Origin of the sequence: Actinoplanes oryzae (assembly GCF_030757795.1) — a bacterium.
In the GTDB taxonomy this organism is placed as follows: domain Bacteria; phylum Actinomycetota; class Actinomycetes; order Mycobacteriales; family Micromonosporaceae; genus Actinoplanes.
The window spans coordinates 1-17024 of the sequence record NZ_JAUQWH010000090.1 but is presented as its reverse complement, the minus strand read 5'-3'; the positions used below and the strand labels follow the sequence as shown (position 1 = coordinate 17024).

20 protein-coding genes and 1 tRNA gene are annotated in these 17024 nt (G+C 70.6%); 10 read left to right on the top strand and 11 right to left on the bottom strand.

From position 1 onward, the window contains the following. Positions 1 to 63 precede the first annotated feature (63 nt). Positions 64 to 732 (bottom strand): DUF305 domain-containing protein, encoded by a 669-nt coding sequence (locus RBH18_RS26200; RefSeq protein WP_306212370.1) that lies wholly within the window; start codon positions 730 to 732, stop codon positions 64 to 66. A 115-nt stretch (positions 733 to 847) separates the two neighbouring features. Between RBH18_RS26200 and RBH18_RS26195 the strand changes: the two genes are divergently transcribed. Then, on the top strand, positions 848 to 2272 hold the full coding sequence (locus RBH18_RS26195) for an LVIVD repeat-containing protein (RefSeq protein ID WP_306212368.1): 1425 nt from the start codon (positions 848 to 850) through the stop codon (positions 2270 to 2272). A gap of 55 nt (positions 2273 to 2327) precedes the next feature. On the opposite strand, the gene RBH18_RS26190 is transcribed toward RBH18_RS26195, so the two are convergent. From RBH18_RS26190 to RBH18_RS26175, 4 genes are all read right to left on the bottom strand, one after another. After that, positions 2328 to 3026 (bottom strand): acyltransferase, encoded by a 699-nt coding sequence (locus RBH18_RS26190; RefSeq protein WP_306212366.1) that lies wholly within the window; start codon positions 3024 to 3026, stop codon positions 2328 to 2330. A 98-nt stretch (positions 3027 to 3124) separates the two neighbouring features. Next, positions 3125 to 3295, bottom strand: coding sequence for a hypothetical protein (locus tag RBH18_RS26185; protein WP_306212364.1), 171 nt, complete (start codon positions 3293 to 3295; stop codon positions 3125 to 3127). A gap of 3 nt (positions 3296 to 3298) precedes the next feature. Beyond that, positions 3299 to 4384 carry a helix-turn-helix transcriptional regulator gene (locus RBH18_RS26180; RefSeq protein WP_306212362.1) on the bottom strand — a complete coding sequence of 362 codons (1086 nt, stop codon included), beginning with the start codon at positions 4382 to 4384 and terminating at the stop codon, positions 3299 to 3301. A gap of 14 nt (positions 4385 to 4398) precedes the next feature. Then, positions 4399 to 4641 carry a helix-turn-helix domain-containing protein gene (locus RBH18_RS26175; RefSeq protein WP_306212361.1) on the bottom strand — a complete coding sequence of 81 codons (243 nt, stop codon included), beginning with the start codon at positions 4639 to 4641 and terminating at the stop codon, positions 4399 to 4401. A 460-nt stretch (positions 4642 to 5101) separates the two neighbouring features. On the opposite strand from RBH18_RS26175, the gene RBH18_RS26170 reads away from it, so the two are divergent. Further along, the gene (locus RBH18_RS26170) at positions 5102 to 5911 is read left to right on the top strand and encodes a M15 family metallopeptidase (RefSeq protein ID WP_306212358.1); all 810 of its coding nucleotides are present in this window, start codon (positions 5102 to 5104) and stop codon (positions 5909 to 5911) included. A gap of 4 nt (positions 5912 to 5915) precedes the next feature. Here RBH18_RS26170 and RBH18_RS26165 read toward each other — a convergent pair whose 3' ends face one another. Further along, on the bottom strand, positions 5916 to 7085 hold the full coding sequence (locus tag RBH18_RS26165) for an LCP family protein (RefSeq protein WP_306212356.1): 1170 nt from the start codon (positions 7083 to 7085) through the stop codon (positions 5916 to 5918). A 320-nt stretch (positions 7086 to 7405) separates the two neighbouring features. On the opposite strand from RBH18_RS26165, the gene RBH18_RS26160 reads away from it, so the two are divergent. From RBH18_RS26160 to RBH18_RS26150, 3 genes are all read left to right on the top strand, one after another. Next, positions 7406 to 8146 carry an SAM-dependent methyltransferase gene (locus RBH18_RS26160; protein WP_306212354.1) on the top strand — a complete coding sequence of 247 codons (741 nt, stop codon included), beginning with the start codon at positions 7406 to 7408 and terminating at the stop codon, positions 8144 to 8146. A gap of 288 nt (positions 8147 to 8434) precedes the next feature. Further along, positions 8435 to 8779, top strand: coding sequence for a hypothetical protein (locus RBH18_RS26155; protein WP_306212352.1), 345 nt, complete (start codon positions 8435 to 8437; stop codon positions 8777 to 8779). Beyond that, positions 8776 to 9609: a hypothetical protein gene (locus RBH18_RS26150; RefSeq protein ID WP_306212350.1), complete on the top strand. Its 834-nt coding sequence runs from the start codon at positions 8776 to 8778 to the stop codon at positions 9607 to 9609. Before RBH18_RS26155 ends, RBH18_RS26150 begins: the two co-directional genes overlap by 4 nt. Here the strand turns inward: RBH18_RS26150 and RBH18_RS26145 are convergent, their stop codons facing one another. After that, positions 9610 to 10347, bottom strand: a complete 738-nt coding sequence (locus RBH18_RS26145) for an SDR family NAD(P)-dependent oxidoreductase (RefSeq protein WP_306212348.1) — start codon at positions 10345 to 10347, stop codon at positions 9610 to 9612. It lies immediately after the preceding gene. 22 nt (positions 10348 to 10369) lie between these two features. After that, complete coding sequence (locus RBH18_RS26140; protein ID WP_306212346.1) at positions 10370 to 11242, bottom strand: NAD(P)H-binding protein; 873 nt, start codon at positions 11240 to 11242, stop codon at positions 10370 to 10372. Positions 11243 to 11311: 69 nt separating this feature from the next. On the opposite strand from RBH18_RS26140, the gene RBH18_RS26135 reads away from it, so the two are divergent. The 3 genes from RBH18_RS26135 (at position 11312) to RBH18_RS26125 (ending at position 13947) form a co-directional block, all read left to right on the top strand. Then, complete coding sequence (locus RBH18_RS26135) at positions 11312 to 12181, top strand: LysR family transcriptional regulator (protein WP_306212344.1); 870 nt, start codon at positions 11312 to 11314, stop codon at positions 12179 to 12181. A gap of 117 nt (positions 12182 to 12298) precedes the next feature. Then, complete coding sequence (locus RBH18_RS26130) at positions 12299 to 13408, top strand: glycoside hydrolase family 16 protein (protein WP_306212342.1); 1110 nt, start codon at positions 12299 to 12301, stop codon at positions 13406 to 13408. 17 nt (positions 13409 to 13425) lie between these two features. Beyond that, positions 13426 to 13947 (top strand): hypothetical protein, encoded by a 522-nt coding sequence (locus RBH18_RS26125; protein WP_306212340.1) that lies wholly within the window; start codon positions 13426 to 13428, stop codon positions 13945 to 13947. On the opposite strand, the gene RBH18_RS26120 is transcribed toward RBH18_RS26125, so the two are convergent. Together RBH18_RS26120 and RBH18_RS26115 are read right to left on the bottom strand one after the other, a co-directional pair. Next, positions 13924 to 15039: an MAB_1171c family putative transporter gene (locus RBH18_RS26120; protein WP_306212339.1), complete on the bottom strand. Its 1116-nt coding sequence runs from the start codon at positions 15037 to 15039 to the stop codon at positions 13924 to 13926. The genes RBH18_RS26125 and RBH18_RS26120 overlap by 24 nt on opposite strands. A gap of 110 nt (positions 15040 to 15149) precedes the next feature. Continuing rightward, positions 15150 to 15575 (bottom strand): helix-turn-helix domain-containing protein, encoded by a 426-nt coding sequence (locus RBH18_RS26115; protein ID WP_306212337.1) that lies wholly within the window; start codon positions 15573 to 15575, stop codon positions 15150 to 15152. Between the two features lie 47 nt (positions 15576 to 15622). Here RBH18_RS26115 and RBH18_RS26110 point away from each other — a divergent pair, with 47 nt between their 5' ends. Further along, positions 15623 to 16372 carry an AfsR/SARP family transcriptional regulator gene (locus RBH18_RS26110; RefSeq protein WP_306212335.1) on the top strand — a complete coding sequence of 250 codons (750 nt, stop codon included), beginning with the start codon at positions 15623 to 15625 and terminating at the stop codon, positions 16370 to 16372. On the opposite strand, the gene RBH18_RS26105 is transcribed toward RBH18_RS26110, so the two are convergent. Then, positions 16347 to 16871, bottom strand: a complete 525-nt coding sequence (locus RBH18_RS26105) for a gamma-glutamylcyclotransferase family protein (RefSeq protein ID WP_306212333.1) — start codon at positions 16869 to 16871, stop codon at positions 16347 to 16349. The genes RBH18_RS26110 and RBH18_RS26105 overlap by 26 nt on opposite strands. Before the next feature lie 76 nt (positions 16872 to 16947). Here RBH18_RS26105 and RBH18_RS26100 point away from each other — a divergent pair. After that, positions 16948 to 17023: transfer RNA gene (locus tag RBH18_RS26100), tRNA-Arg, on the top strand. The last annotated feature ends 1 nt before the right edge of the window (position 17024 follow it).

Genomic DNA, 17024 nt, shown 5'->3' with positions numbered 1-17024 from the left:
ACAACCTAACGGGGATCGCCACCCGCCCGCACCTTGTGGCAGCCGATCGTGATCGAAGCAACGTCACGAACGAGGGGTCAGCTGAGCCATCCGCTGGATCTCGATGCCCTGCTCGATGATCATCTCCCCGGCGACCTCGCGCAGCTGCTCGTCCGCCCCGCCCTTGACGACGTCGTCGCCCATCCGCAGGGCGCCCTCGTGGTGCGCGGTCATCATGGTCACGAACATGCGGTCGAAGCCGGCGCCCTTCGCGGCGGCCAGCGCGGCCATGGCCGCCGGGCTCTGCATCCCGGCCATCGTCGTGTGGTCGTGGCCGGTCGCATCCTCCGGGAGCTTCCGGGTGCGCAGCCACGTCCGGTAGTAGTCGATCTCCAGCTGCTGGCCGGTGCGGATCCGGTCGGCGAAGGCCCGCAGCTCCGGGTCGGCCGCCCGCTCCGGGGCTAGCTCGGCCATCGCCAGCGCCTGGCCGTGATGGACGATCATCATCTGTACGAAGAGCGTGTCGATGCCGTTGTAGACCGATCCGTCCGGCGCCTCGACCTGGTCGGAGTCGGTGATCCTGGCGGTGTCGCCGGGGCGTCCGGGCAGGACGACGCGCTGTGGTGGAGTGGCGCTCGCACTCGGCCGCGGCGCCGCGGCGGACCGCTCGGATCCGGGGCGTGTGACGAGGATGGCGCCGACGACCAGCACCGCCAGGGCGGCGACGACGATCAATGCCCGCTTCCGGCTCATCGGTTCCTTTCATCGGTGTTAACAAATGTTCCCGTGGGGCGGCCCGGCCACTACTGTAGCGACCAAGGTGAATGCGCACCGTAGGTGAAGCGATGCGTGGATCGGAAGGAGCTCCATGAAGCACACTGCCCCACAAGGGCGGCGGCTCAAGCGCCTCGCTGTGCTCAGCACGGCGGCGGTGGTCGTCGGACTGCTGACGGCACCGGGCGCAGGCGCGGCACAGGCCGCGGACCCGGGCACAATTCCGGGTGTCGACGAGATCCGCAGCAGCGCCAACCTCACCCAGGTGGCCCATCTGGACAAGCCTGCCCTGCTCACGGCGACGAACTCGGACTGGGCTTTCCAGGGCAAGTACGCGTTCGGCGGCAACTACAACGGCTTCGCCGTCTACGACGTCTCGAACCCGAAGGCGCCGACGGTCGCCACGCAGGTCCTCTGCCCGGGCTCGCAGAACGACATCTCGATCAGCGGCAACCTGCTCTTCCTCGGCACGGACTCGCAGCGCACGAACGACTCCTGCAGCAACGCGGCGTCGACCACCGACGTGCCCGGCGAGCGCTGGGAGGGCATCAAGATCTTTGACATCAGCGACCCGCTGACCCCGCAGTACGTGAAGTCGATCAAGACCGAGTGCGGCTCGCACACCCAGACGCTGGTCCCCGGCAAGCTCGGCGACCCGAACGTCTACCTCTACATCTCGTCGTACCTGTCGGGCACGACGATCAACTGTGCGCCGCCGCACGACAAGATCTCGATCATCCAGGTGCCGAAGCGCAACCCGCAGAACGCGCTCCTGCTCTCGGCCCCGATCCTCTTCCCGGACGGCGGCTACGAGGGCTCGACCGGCCACACCGCGACCAGCGGCTGCCACGACATCACCGCCTACCCGGCCAAGAACCTGGCCGCGGGCGCGTGCATGGGTGACGGCGTGCTGTTCGACATCTCGGACCGCACCGCGCCGAAGATCATCACGACGGTCCGGGACACGGTGAACTTCGCCTTCTGGCACTCGGCCACGTTCAACAACAACGGCACCAAGGTCGTCTTCACCGACGAGCTCGGCGGCGGCGGCCAGGCCACCTGCAACCCGACGATCGGCCCGGAACGCGGCGCCGACGCGATCTACGACATCGTCGGTACGGGCATCAGCCGCAAGCTGGAGTTCCGCAGCTACTACAAGATCCCGCGCACCAACGCGGACACCGAGAACTGTGTCGCCCACAACGGCTCGCTGATCCCGGTGCCGGGGCGCGACATCATGGTGCAGGCGTGGTACCAGGGCGGCATCTCGGTCTTCGACTTCACCGACTCGAGCAACCCCAAGGAGATCGCCTACTGGGAGCGTGGCCCGATCTCGGCCACCTCGCTGGTCACGGGCGGCTCGTGGTCGGCCTACTGGTACAACGGCTACATCTACTCGAACGACATCGCCAAGGGCATCGACGTCCTGGACCTGAAGGACTGGCGCACGCTGCCGGCCAAGCTCTTCCGGACCGACGTGTTCAACGCCCAGACCCAGGAGAACTTCTACACCTGGTGAGGCGCGGAAAAAGCCCGGTTTCCCGTACGGGGGAACCGGGCTTTTCCCTGTCGTCTCAGTGCTGCGTGAGGTTCCAGTAGCCGGTCTTGGTGACCGTGCTCGCGTCCGGCTTGTAGAAGGGCGCGGTGAGCGAGAGGTGCGGCCGCTCCCAGGCGATGTTCTCCCGGATGACCTGCGCGGGCGTGCCGGCGGCCACGCAGTTGTTCGGGATCGCCCGGGTGAGCAGGCTCCCGAAGCCCAGGACCGAGCCGTCGCCGATGCTGGCGCCGCCGAGGACGACGGCCCGCTTGGCGATCCAGACGTGGTTGCCGATCGCGACGTCCTGCGCCGGGTTGATCCGGTCGCCCGTCGTGACGTCGAAGATCGGGTGCGCGTCGTCGGCACGGATTTCGGTCTCGCTGGCGATCATCACGTCGTTGCCGATCGTGATGGTGGCGCCCTCGTTGGCGGAGATGGTGCAGGTGTTGGTCGTCGACACGTTGTTGCCGATGCGGAGCCTGGCGTCCTCGCCCAGCCGGATCCAGCCCCGGAACGACGGCACCTTGCTGTGCCCGCCGATCTCCAGCACCGCGTTGTTGCAGTCGAAGTGCACCTCGAGCTTGCCGATCGACGCTTTCGGCGAGACGACGAGCGTGTTGCCCGTACCGCGGAAATTGATTTTGACGTTGTCCGTCGTGGTGTTGCCGTGAATGATCTTGTTTCCGCGTTCGTCGTTGTAATCGGCAAGCGTGGTTACGGTCGTCACGGTGGGCATCGCGCAATGCTATGCCACAGCTGTGCTTTATCTATGCGGCGGCTGTGTCTCGCGGGCAGGGGCCCGGCCCGGCGCCGGACCGGGCCCCGCCGCGTGCGTCACGCGCAGGTCAGGCAGGAATTCCCCGGCGAGTCGGTCGGAATGGGGTTCACGATCGACTGCTGCTGACGCTGCTGGCCCGGGCCGGTGGTGGTGGCCAGGACGGCGACCAGGGCGATGAACAGCAGGGCGAAGACGCCTATGACGACGGCGGACAAACGGATACGCATCATTTACTCCCCGTGAGTTGATGACACATCGGACATCATGGCGGGTGGCACGGCGGCCTGCAGTCCACCGAGTGCCACACCGAGCTGGAACCTGTTCTCCACACCGAGACGGTCCATGAGCACACGCAACGTTCCGGTGACCGAGCGCGGGCTGATGCGCAGCTGCTCGGCGGCCGTCCGGTCGGTGTGCCCGGCTGCCAACAGAGTAACCAAGGTGCGCTCGCGGTCCGAGAGATTTATGGGCGTGAACACTTCGCGGCGGCTCGCCGCGGCGGTGTCCCAGTGCCTGTTGTAGACGATGACCAGCGACCGGAACAGATCCGGGTGCGAGATCTCCAGCCAGCCGCGCTCGAGATTCGCCGGATCGGCCGGCAGCAATGCGATCCGGCGGTCGATCATCATGAGCCGCAGTGGCACATCGGCGGAGTCGAGCCGCTGGTACAGCCGCCCGTCGATCAGGTGGCCGCTCACGTCGAGGGCATCGCCGTCGGCCACCGGCGGGGCGAGCAGCCGGCAGTGCGTACCGCGGGCGTAGAGCTTGGTGTCCAGCGGGGCCGCGGCCCGCGCCGACTCCGCGTCGACCGCCTGCTCGGTGGTCATCGTCCAGAAGTCGGAGATCGGGTTGCGCAGCAGCTCGGCGATGCGGTCACGGGTGCGCGGGCGGGTGTCCAGATAGCGGATGCCGGCCGCCACCTCGCCGCGCAGCGGCGGCAGCTTGCCCGGCCCCAGCAGGGCGAGCAGGCCCGACGACCGCAGCACGGCCTGATGGGACCGGAGCTTCTCGGCCGGGTCGACCCTGTTCAGCCGCCGGGCGCGCAGCCGCTGCACCACCGCGGCGGGCTGGGCGGGCGTCCACAACCGCACCGTCGTACGGGGATCCGGGGTGGCCGCCGCGGCGCCGCACTCCCGCAGCTCGGCGAGCGCCTGGGCGGTGCGCCGGGCGGAGAGCCCCAGATCGAGGGCGAGGCACCGCTCGGTGCTTGGCCCGAAGGTGACGAGGGTGCGGTAGACGAGGTCGGCGTCGCTCGTCAGCCCCCAGCGGACCAGGGACGGCACGGCGGCGCCCATCGGGACCGGGGTGCTCGACACTTCATCGATTCTCGTCAACCGGATTCCTCCCCGCCTCCGACGGACGGCCGGGGAACGCTGGCCTTGCGGAGGAACCCGAGTGCCAGCCCGAGCTGGAACCGGTTGTCGACCCCGAGCCGGTCCATGAGGCTACGCAGGATGTTCGTCACCGACCGGGCGCTGATGCCGAGCTGCTCGGCCGCGGACGTGTCGGTGTGTCCCTGGGCGAGCAACTCGACGAGCTTGCGCTCGCGCTCGGACAGGGTGATCTTCGGCATGGAGGACTCCGTTCCCGTGTCACAGGCGCAGGGCCCGCGTGTACGGGTGCAGCCAACCCGTGTGACGCGCGCAGAAAACCACAGCCGCCGCCCCGGGGTCCAGGGTTACCCGCCCGTAGCCGTCGGCGGCTGCGCGATCGCGCACCCGCCGATTGCGGAATCCCGCAATCTCCCGGCGCCCGGGGAGGCGTTCGTTGACCCCGCGCGGCTGGTTGAGCAGTCTGGTCTCACGGGGGAACAGCCCGGGGCCGGCGTCGCGCGTGCGAGGGGGACCCGGATCCGCGCCGCACCGGGGCCAGGGGGAGGTCCGGCGCGGCACGGCCGGGGCGCACGCGCGGCGCCGAGGCCCGGGCGGGACCCGGCGGGCCGGTCCCGACGTTCAACGGGGGACGTCGGAGCCGGCCCACCGGTTTCGCCGATTCTGCTCATGATCATGGCGCGCTGAGGCGTAATGGTCGTGATGAAAAGCTTTCTCGCCTTCGTGCTCCTGATGTCGCTTCCGTTCGTGCCCGGCGCCCCGGCCCTCGCGGCCCCGGCTTCTCCCTCGGCGGTCACGCCGCCCTACCACGTGGTGCGGCCGGGCGAGACCATCAAGGAGATCGCTGCCTTCTACCGGGTGACCCCCGGCCAGCTGCGCGCATGGAACAGCATCCGCAAGCCGTACCAGCCGGTCCCGGACGGCGTGCTGCACCTGGCGAAGCCGGCCGTGGCGCTCACCGGCTGGCGCTCGCGGATCGAGCCCGTCACCGCCGGCCAGGTCAACTGGGACCCGAAGCGCAAGTGCCCGGTCCCGCCCGCGGACCTGCGCAAGGTCTGGGTCACGTACATCGACTTCTACGGCGTCGCCCGCCCCGGCAGCATCGTCGTCAACAAGGCGATCGCGGGCCGGGTGCAGCGGGCGTTCCTGTCGCTCTACCGCTTCCGGTTCCGGATCCAGGGCATGAGCCCGATGTCCGTCAACGCGCCCTGGATCACCGACATGGGCACGGTGACGGCCGGCTACAGCTGCCGCACGGTGGCCGGCAGCACGACGCTGTCACAGCACGCGTACGGGCTGGCGATCGACGTCAATCCGGTGCAGAACCCGATGGTCCGGGGCAGCTACCTCGACCCGGCGGGCAGCGGCGGCTTTCTGGCGCGTACGGCCTATCGGCGCGGCATGATGCACCCGGCGGGCGCGGTCAAGGCCTTCACCGCCAACGGCCTGGCCTGGGGCGGCCGCTGGCGGACCCTCAAGGACTACATGCATTTCAGTACGACCGACAGGTGAGCCGTCAGCTGTCGGCGATGAACTCGGGGTGGTCCTGCAGGAACGCCGAGATCTGATCCTTCTTCACCGACTTGAGCAGCTTCAGCGAGTCGTCGCTGAGGATCTCCACGCTGCCGGCGCCGGGCACGATCTCGCTGGTGAACTTGCCGGCGTTGGTCTTGATGGTGATCAGGTCGTCGGGGTCGGTGTTCTTGAGGTTGAAGGCCCAGTCCTCGAGCGAGATGCCGCCGTCGTCGACCGTCATCGTCTTGCCGACCGCGTTGAGCAGGCTCGGCAGCTTGGTCGGCGAGTTGAGCCCGTCCTTCACCACCTGCTTCATGATCGCCTTGAGCAGCTGCTGCTGGTGGCGCTGCCGGCCGTAGTCGCCGTCGCCGTTGGCCAGCAGGTCCCGCTGCCGGGCGAAGTCCAGCGCCTCGACGGGCGTGAAGCAGTGGTTGCCCTTCTTGTAGAAGTTCGCGGTGACGCCCGGCACCTTGCGCGGGTTTGTGCCGTCGGAGTTCGTCTTGTACGGGACGGCCTGCTTGCCGTTGGCGTCCTTGCCGATGTGGATCGAGGTGACGTCCTCGTCCACGTACATGCAGACCTTGCCCAGCACCTCGACCACCTGCTTGAAGCCGGTGAAGTCGATGATCGCGCCGGCGTCGGGTGTGATGCCGGTGAGCTGCTTGATGGTCAGGGCGAGCAGCTCGAAGCCGTGCGAGAGCGCCGCGTCGCCGTCAAGACCGCGGCTGCCGTACGCGAACGCGCTGTTGATCTTGTTCTTGCCGCCGTTGTACTTCTGCGCGCCGTTGTCGTACGCGGGGATCTCGACGTAGCTGTCCCGCGGCAGCGAGATCATGTACGCCTCGGAGCGGTCCGCCGGCAGGTGCAGCAGAATGATCGAGTCCGAGCGGCTCGGCTCCTTGTTCTTCCAGCTGGGCCGGGTGTCGAGGCCGATCAGCAGAATGTTCTTGGCGCCCTTGATGTCGGCGTGCTGCCGCTCCACGGTCGTCTGCGCGGCCCCCAGCAGGCTCTGCTGCGTGACCGCCCCGGTCGCCGACTTGAGCAACATGTTCGCGCCCACCAGCGTGCCGCTGCTCACCACCAGCAGGAAGGCGCCCGCACCGAGCAGCCAGCGCGCCCACACCGGGGAACGGCGGCGTTTGACCCGCTTGACCCGCGCACTCTTCGGCACCGTGGATCCCCTGTCTCCCGCTGTGGTATCTCTCTACCCCTTCACAGACGGGAGCCGATGCCCGAAACATTGCGCCCGACGGGGAAGTGCTTGTGGCGGCGGAAGGTTACAACATCACTCTGTGCTTCCCCGGCCGTTCCTCGTCACCATTCGTCACGGTCAGCGCCGCCTTGAGGAACTGACCGCAATCACCCCGACCGACCTTGGTCAAATGTCCGGAAAGCCGCCGTCACGCAGCGTTCCCCGACCGGCCGAGGACTATGAGATGTGATTTCCGCAACGTCTTGTTGGGCAGCGGGTGCATGGCATAGAACAAGCGCATGGACGACCTCCGGCCCGAAGTCCCGCACGCCGCCCGCATCTGGAACTACTGGATGGGCGGCAAGGACAACTTCGCCGCCGACCGCGCCGCCGGCGACGCGGTCGCCCGGGTCTACCCCGAGATCGCCACCATGGCCCGCGTCTCCCGGGGCTTCCTCATCCGGGCCGTCCGCCACCTGGCCTTCGAGGCGGGCATCAGCCAGTTCCTCGACATCGGCACCGGCCTCCCCACGATGCAGAACACCCACGAGATCGCCCCCGACGCCCGCGTCGTCTACGTCGACAACGACCCCATGGTCCTCGCCCACGCCCGGGCCCTGCTCAACGGCAGCCGCTACATCCAGGCCGACTACCACGACCCCGACCGGATCCTCACCCAGGCCGCCGAGGTCCTCGACTTCGACCGGCCCGTCGCCGTGATGTTCATGGGCGTCCTGGGCTACGAGCCTGACCTGCGAGTCGCCCGATCCATCGTGGAGCGCACGGTCGCCCCGGCCGTCCCCGGCAGCCACCTGGTCCTGTGGGACGGCACGAACACGTCGCCGGAGGTCGTGCGGGGCAGCGAGCGGCTGGCCCAGAGCGGCGGAGTGCCGTACATCCTGCGCAGCCCGGCGGAGATCGAATCCCTCTTCGCCGGCTTCGACCTCCTCCCGCCCGGCCTGACCCCCATCACCCACTGGCGCCCGGAAACCCCCGACCCCGAACCCATCGACGCCTACGGCGCCGTCGGCGTCCGCTAACCGGCCCGGCGGCCCGCACCGTCCCGGCTCGAGGCCGCCATGCCCCGTAGACCTCGTCCGGGCGGCGCGGGAGCTGCCGGACCCGCCAACGTCGCCCAGGCGCAGGCTGACATCGCAAGGACGTTACGGCGTGGCCGGCCCGCAGCCGACGGCTTAACCGGGAACCGCGGCACGACCGCCGACGACGGACCGCCGTGGCCGGTCTCACCCGCCGTCGCCGGGGGCGCCCGCGGGATGAGCCTCAGCCCACCGCACCGGCGGCACACCATCGCCGGTGCGCGCAACGGCATGGTCGACGAGGACAACACGGTTTACCTACGAGGCTTCGAGGACGTGGCGCACCGGGACGTCCGGGCCATCGCTGCAGGTGACGCCGCCTGGAACCCCGAGACGCAGCGGTACGAGATCAACGGGCGTTCCTACGGCGTGGAGGAGCGCGGCAGAGTCTTTCCTGACTCCGGCGCCGGTATGGTCAAGCTCGACCGCAACGAGTACGCGGCGCTCAGGGAAATCGTCAGAGCAGGTGGCGATGTGTCCGCTGCACCGCAGTTGAGCAGGAATCCCCGCTTCGTCGAGAACCCCGGTGCCGTGGCGAAGGCGAAGGCGATCTACGACGGGACGTACCAGCCGTGAACTACGGATTCCTGATCTACGGCGAGCTCGATGGAGACCGGGTCGCTCAGGCCTTCGCCGAGCTGCTGTCGCTTCCGGCCGACGCGATCGACGTCGGGATCGAGGGCGACGACGATCGCGACTGGTCGGCGCCGGTCAGTTGCACGGTCACGCCGCTCTCCGGCCACCCGCGCTGGCATATGGATGTCTACCTGAGCCGGGCGGTGCCGAGCCCGCCGCCTGTGGCGATCGTCGCCGCGCGGCTGGCCGCCCGGCTCGGGACTGCGATCGCCTACGCCGCGGCGCCCTCCCCGCCCAGCGCCTATTGGCTGGTGGGTCCGGATGCCCGGCGCACGCGGGCGCGGATCTACGAGGAGGACGCGGACGGCGCCCCGGCGTACCGGATCGATGCCGTCGAACATGCTGTCGCGGCGGTTCCGGGACTGACCGTGGCGCCGCTGCCCGAGGTGATCCGGGGCCACCGGATGCCGACCCCGGCCACCGACGCACTCCGCGAGGCGCTCGCTGAGCAGAGAGAACTCGTGTCACGGCTCGGTGCCTGGGAGGCCATGGTGTCGCGACTCGTCGAGGGCTGGCCGCCGGACGGCTGGTACCCGGCGGAGTACTACCGGGAGGACCTCGCCACGCGTGACGAGCTCGCTGCCTTGTCGCAATTCTCCGGCGAGAGCGTCAAACAGGCGATCGAACAGGTCGACCGGCGCTTCGCGGAGGCCACCGAGGACGACGGCGGCCGCGCTCTCGTGGCGGAGACGGGCGCCTTGCCCGCGGGAGGCGAGGACCACTGGTGGTGGCATCGCGTCCCGCGACCTCTGCCGTGGGCGGGCCGATAGTCAGGCCTCGTCGGGGAAGGCGGGTTGCTCGGGGCCGTGGGGGATGTCGATGCGGGGTTCGCCGGTGCGGAGGGCTCGGAGGATGACTCGGGCGACGTACTCCGGGGAGTGGGGGATCAGGCCGCCCGGGCGGACCACCGTGCGGTCCTGGAACATGCCGCCGCCGAATTCGGTGGCGGTGATGGAGGGGAGGAGGAGGGTGACCTGGATGTTGTCGTCGGCGAGTTCGAGGCGGGCGACGTCGGAGAGCATGTTGACGGCCGACTTGGTCGCGGCGTAGGCGCCTACGCCCGGGGTGGCGCGGCCGGTGCTGCCGGAGCTGACGTTGACGATGTGGCCGCCGCCGGCCGTGCGGAGGTGGGGGAGGACCGCCTGGATGCCGGTGACCACGCTGACCACGTTGAGGTTGAGGAGTTGCAGGTACTCGGCGGGGTCCACCTCCTCGATGCGGTGGTGGTAGCCGGCTCCCGCGTTGTTGACCAGGGCGTCGATGCGGCCGTGGCGGTCGAACGTGGCGGTGGTGAGGGCGAGCCACGCGTCGGGGTCGGTGACGTCGGTGGGGACGGCGAGGGCGTCGCCGAGCTCCTTGCTCAGGGCCTCGAGGCGGTCGGCGCGGCGGGCGGCCAGGACGGGGTGGGCGCCGGCTTCGTGCAGGAGGCGGGCGGTTGCCTCGCCGATGCCGGACGACGCCCCGGTGACGATGACGACCTTGCCGGCGAGCGGGGACTGTGCTGTCACGGAATGTTCCTCGATCCGTATGTCAGGCCTCGACGGCCGGCTTGAGCACGTCGAGGCACCACTGGCGGAAAGTTGTGCTGCCCAGGGGCGTACCCGGGTGGGTGTCGTCCAAGCCGTTGTTCTTGGCCACGAGCATGTCGACCCGGCCGTGGGCCATCGCCTCGGAGACGCCCTGGCCGAGGGCGAGCTGCAGGGTCGCCTCGGGCGTCGTCCGCTGGTAGCGCACCGGCCTGCCGAGCACGTCCGACATGACGGCGGCGAGGTCGTGCTGGCTCAGCAGCTCCGGGCCGAGCACCGGGACCTCCTCGTAGCCGGTCCACGTGTCGTCGCGCAGCAGCCGGGCGGCGACGGCGGCGATGTCCCGGGTGGCGACGAGCGGGAGGGGGCGCTCGGGGTCGTACAGGGCGGTGAAGATGCCCTGGCTCTTGATCAGCCCGGCCTGGCGCAGCAGGTTGTCCATGAAGGACGGCATGGTGAGGGCCCGATACGGTACGCCGGTCGCGGCGATCAGGTCGTCCATGGCGAGCGACGCGGTGACGTACCCGGCGTGTCCGGCGACGGCCGTGCCCCGGCCCAGCGCGGAGATGCCGACGACCCGCCCGGCCGCCTTGAACGCCTCGATGGCCGCCCGCGCGAACCCCGAGAAGGCGGCCTCGAGGCTCGTCGCGCGTGGGTCCGGCGGCACGAGCCAGAAGACCGCGTCGGCGCCCGCGAACGCGTCGGCGACGACGGCCGGGTCGCTGTGTGAGCCGCGTACGACCTCGGCCTGCGCCGCGACGCCCGGCGCGAGCCGCGCGGGATCCCGGGCCACCACGCGCAGCGGCGTGCCCGTGGACAGGAGGTGCTCTACGACCTGACGGCCGATGGCGCTCGTCGGCGCGGTAACCACGATCATGCGTCCAGTCAACGGCGCTCCGGCGGAAAGCGGAAAGACCGTTTCCCTCTGGATTGATACCGTGGCGGTATGAGTGACCTCGAGACCCGGCAGCTGCGCTACTTCGTGGCGGTGGCCGAGGAGCGGCACTTCGGGCGGGCGGCCGAGCGGCTCGGCATGGCCCAGCCGCCGCTTTCCCGCGCTATCCGGGACCTCGAACGCCAGCTCGGCGTGCAACTGCTCGTCCGCACCACGCGCCAGGTCGCCCTCACCCCCGCCGGGGAGGCGCTGCTCACGGACGCACGCGTGGCGCTGGACGCGGTCAGCGCCGCCGCCCGCCGCGCCCGTCGCGCCGGCCAGCCGGTCCCCGCGCTGCGACTCGCGCTCAAGGCTGACTACGACGCGGGCCTCCTACCCAAGATCCTTGACGCGTACGACGCCCTGCCCGTCGAACTCCACCTGGGCGGCCGTGGCGAACAGCTCGCCGCCCTGCACGACGGCCGCGCCGACGTCGCGCTGCTCGTGACCCCGTTCGACGACCGGGGCCTGGACACCGAGCCACTGGTGACGGGCCCGCGCGTGGTGGCCGTGGCGGCCGGATCGCCGCTGGCCGCGCAAGAGACCGTACGGCTGACGGACCTCGCCGGCCGGCGCCTGCCCGACGGCACCCGAGCCGACCGCGGCGGCCGCGACCCGTTGCCGCCCGGCTATCGGAGCACGCTCGACCTGCTGCAGATCTTCAACCTGATCGAGATCGGGGAGATCGTGTGGTTCCTGCCGGAGTGGCTGGCCGGTCGCTACCCCCGGCCGGGCGTTGCGTACCGCCCGGTCGAGGGCCTGGACCCGATCACGCTCACCGTGGCGTGGCCGGCCGAGTCCACGTCCCCGGCCGTGGCAGCCTTCGTCCGCACCGCCCGCGACGTGGCCCGCGCCGCCGACATCAGCGCCGTGTGTAGGTAGGTGCGTAGGGCCTTTTCCGAGACTGCGGGCGACATTCGTACGTCTGGGAAGGGATCATGATGCGACCGGGACCTGGCCGGCTGGGGCAAGCATGGCACCGGGGCGACGCCGAGCCGGGTGGCCGTCTCCGGGCATGTGGTGGCCGACTATGCGTACTCGCAGCCCGGCAGCAACGGCGTGAACCCGGAGATGTACCTGCCGCAGAAGGATGTCTCGCCCGGCGAGGTGTGGACGTTCGCGATGGACACGTGGGTGAGCGGTTCGGCGTCCGCGCCGACGGTCGCTATGCAGGTCGACTGGTACAACGCGAGCAGCGGCTATCTCGGGCACACCGAGGGCGCGCAGGTGCCCGTGGCCGCGAGCAGCGCCGAGCAGTGGACGCGCGTCGCCGGGGAGTTCACGGCGCCGGCCGGGGCGGCGCGGGCCAATGTCACCGCGCAGTTGACCGCGCCCGCCGGGATGACGTGGCGCTCCACGGCCTGCGACTACCGGCCAGTGGGCACGGGGACGCCGCCGCCTGCGCAGACCGACACGGCGGCGGGCGCCTTCGGCTGGGGGACGCCGTTGCCCGAGTCGGACGAGTTCAACTACGGGAGCGCCGCGGCGCCGGCCGCACCGGATCCGAGCAAGTGGAACTCCGCCGGCACCGGCCCGAACACCTGCTACGCCGGGCACAACGGCAACGGCCTGCGGTGTGAGGCCAACACGCGGGTGCTGGGCACGTACGCCCGGATGACCGGGGAGGCGAACGGCGAGACCGGCTGGCTCGGCAGCAAGCGCGAGCAGAAGTACGGCCGGTGGGAGGTGCGGGCCCGATCGCAGGCGACCGGCGCGGCGAGCAGCCGGCAGTACCACCCCATGCTGATCACCTGGCCTGCGAACAACCAGTGGCCGCAGGGCGCGGAGTACGACTTCCTGGAGAACAGCGCGCCCGGTGAGGACTGCGCCGGCGCGTTCCTGCACTATCCCAACCACCAGCCCAAGACGCAGGAGCAGGCCGGGAAGTGCGGCGTGGACCTGACGCAGTGGCACAACTTCGGCTTCGAGTGGAGTCCGCAGGGCTTGACGGGCTACATCGACGGGGTGCAGTGGTTCTCCTTCAGCAGTGACTGCATCCAGTGCGCGCCGGGCCCGATGTACCAGACGATCCAGCTCGACAACTTCTTCGGCGGCAACCTGCAGCCCGCCGTCTTCGACATCGACTGGGCACGCGTGTACGCGATCTGACCGCCTACATTGGAGGCATGCGCGAGGAGGGAGCGGCCGTCCGGCGGCGCTGCGCGATTCTGGTACGCCGCCTGACGCGCGCCACGGGACTGCCGGCGCCGTTCGAGCTGGCCGCCTTTCTCGCCGCGTACAGCAAGCACTTCTCCGGACGGCCGATCGAGCTGCTCGCGTTGAGTCCCGACGAGATGCCCCCGGGGGTCTGCGGCCTGTGGCTCGCGATGGGCGGACGGGACGTGATCGGCTTCCCGGCCGGCGCGGCCCGCACCCATCGCGACCACATCGTGCTGCACGAGGTCGGTCACATGCTGGCCGGCCATCGCGGCGTCCTCGACCCGTCCGGCCCGGCGGCGCTGCTGCCCGACCTGGATCCCGAGATGGTCCGGGCGGTGCTGGGCCGCTCGGTCTACAACGACGTCCAGGAGCGGGAGGCCGAGCTCATCGCCTCGCTGATCCTGCAGCGCTCACTGTCCCGGCCCCCGGCCCGCCCCGGCTCGGACGATCCGGTGGTCGAGCGCCTACGCCGCGCCCTCGACGATTAGGCGGGAGTAGGCGGCGCTCACCCTCTCGAGGTGGCGCACGACCGCGGCGAGGTCGGGCTCGTCCTCGTCCGGCGGCGCCGCGTCGTGCGCGGGCTGCCCGGCGCGCAGGGCCGCCAGCCCGGCCGCGAGAATCGCCGCGTCCCGGGCAGCCCGGGAGCCGCCGCAGGTCCGGTCGATCGCGGCCAGGGTCGCGGGCGGCACGTGGGCGGCGGCGGCGAGCCGGCCGTCCTGAATCTCCACCACCCGCCGGTAGAGGCGCAGCCGGGGGCCGGACACCGGCAGGACCGCGTGCGGCCGGACCTCGCGGATCGCCTCCCACAGCGGCTGCAGGCGGCGGATGGCGCGGCGGTGGTCGAGGGCCCGGCCGACGACCCGGATCAGCACGGCGAGCACCACGAGCACCAGCGCGATCGCCGGGACCACGGTGGCGACGACGAACTCGAGCAGGCCGTAGCGGTCGCCCGTGATCATCAGGCCGGGGTCGACGCGACCCACGACGAGGGCGCCGATGCGGCCCGCGAGGTAGAGCATGCCGACAGCGCAGGACCACGCGTAGAGGTGCAGGCTCAGGCGGAGGTGGCGGTCGTCGACGCGGGTGGCGTACCGGCGGAGAAGCAGGACCATCGCGCTCAGGGTGACCGCCAGATAGCCGGTGTAGACCAGGTAGTAGGCGACCACGCCGGCGGGTGCGTCGGGCGAGGTGAAGCGGTTTGCGGCGGTGGGCGTGGCGAGGAAGAAGGCGGTCACGCCCACGAGGGCGGCCACCAGGGGGAGCAGCCAGCGCCGCGCCAGCGCGCCGGCGTGGGGACGGTCGTGCAGGATGTGCACCATGCCGACCTGCATGAGGTAGGCGGCGATCAGCGTGGTGCCGTTGCCGGTGAGCTGGCCCAGGTTGCTGATCAGCCCGTTCTGCAGGTCACGCGCCGCGGGCGACTGCACGAGGAACGACACGCCGAGGGTGCCCAGCGCGGCGGTGAAGGCGCCGCGTGCGGGCGAGGCCGGACCCCCGCGGCGGTGTGCCGTCACCGCGGTCGACACCAGGAGCACTCCCATGGTGGCGAATGCCCCGTTGACCGCGGCCGCGTGCGACATCGATCGAAGGGTAGCACTGCGTTCATCTACTGACAGTAGACACTGTGGATGACCGCATCTACTCTCAGGAGAGCCGACACGCACCACGGGGGTGGGTCATGCGGGGGGAATCACGAGGGAGGACCCTCCGCATGACCGTCGCCGCCGCCGCTCAGCCGCTGCACGATGCGCAGCACCGCCAGCCGGTCCGGCCCGGAGAGCGTGCTGCTGCGCTGCAGGATCTCCCGTACGTCGGCATCGCGCGCGGCGGCCAGCAACGCGAGCTGCTCGTCGATGTCGGCGGCGCGCTCGTCGGAGAGGAAATAGGCCGGCGGCACCCCGAAGAAGGCAGCCAGCGCCTCGAGCTGCTTGACCGTCGGATTGTCCCGGCTGCCGTTGCGCAGGGCCCACAGATACTGCGGGGAGATCTGCACGTCGCCCCGGTCGCTGACCGCCCGGGCGACCTCGGGATTGCTGAACGGCTTGCTCCGCCCCGCCGGACGCACCACCTCGAACAAGTGATTGAGCCGGTCGGCGAGGGTGCGCTGCGCGGACATGGCTCAGCCTAACGTGCCCCGACTCGTTCCCGCCCGAGGAGCTTCCCGTGCCCAGGATCCGGATGCTCGGCCCGCTGCAGGTCGAGGACGCCGCGGGCCGGCCCGTCACGCCGGTTCGCCGCAAGCAACGCGAACTGCTCAGCCTGCTGCTCGTACGCGCCGGAGCAGTCGTCAGCACGGACGAGATCGTCGACTGCCTCTGGCCCGCCCGCCCACCGGCCTCGGCCCGAGCCAACGTCCACTCGTACGTCCACGGGGTGCGCGCCCTCCTCCCCGGCGGCCTGATCCGGGTCTGCACCGGCTACCGGCTCGACGTGGCCACCGAGGATTGCGACGCGATCCTCTTCGAACGCCAGGCCACCCTGGGCGGCGCGGCCCTGTCCGCGCGCCGGCCGCACGAGGCGGCTCTGCTCATCGCGCCGGCCCTGGCCCTGTGGCGTGGCCCGGTCCTCGCCGGCATCGATCGTGCCGACTGGCTCGCCCCGGCCGCCGCCCGCCTCGAAGAAGCCCGCCTCACCGCCCTCGAGGACCACGTCCAAGCCCGGCTCCTGCTCGGCCGTCTCGGAGGTCTGGCGGCCGAACTGACCGACGCCACCGCCCGCTACCCCCTGCGCGAACGCCTGTGGGGCCACCTGATGCTCGCACTGCACCGCAGCGGGCGGAGCGCCGAGGCGCTGGCCGCGTACGGACGCCTGGCCGACCTCCTCGACCGCGAGCTGGGCACCCGCCCGGGCCCCGCCATCCGCCGCCTCCACCGAGGCATCCGCACCCTCAATGCCGGACCCGGCGCAGCGTGACAATCGGCGCAGGAGCCTCCGGTACGGCCGGCATCCCCTCATGAAACCGATAAGCCGCCGCCACGGTGTCGTAGTAGTCCCGCCGGATCCGCGCTGTCCCCTCCCTGATCGCCCTTCTCGCCCGCGCCGCACTCGCCGGCCTGGCCACATAAGTCCACGCGTCGCCGACGGAAGTGCGCAGGTAGTTGCCCTCCCGGGCGTCGAGTGCCGGCAGCGCCCCGGCAGGCAGAAAGATGAGGACGCCCTCGACGCGGGCGGCCGGGGCCGGCTCGACGGTCAGGAACAGAACCTGAATCGCAGGCCGGGTACCGTCGACAGGATCCTCGTACGAAACCTTGCGGTCGGGCGAGGTGTTGTCCGTGCACACATTCCAGCTCAACGCCCAGCCGGGCAACGACGTCCGCACGAAGTCACGCCCCGCGACCGGCGGCCGCCCGAGCAGGGTCGCCATCGTCGCGGGGGCGGCCAGAGACCCGTACGCGAACACGCCTCTGCTCATGCCCCAACAGGCTTCCGTGTCCGGCCCCCGGTGGTCAACTGCGGCCGGCGGCTGGTCGGGTAGCATGTGCCTTCGCGCCCTCGTAGCTCAGGGGATAGAGCAACGGTTTCCTAAACCGCAGGTCGCAGGTTCGATTCCTGCCGGGGGCACCAG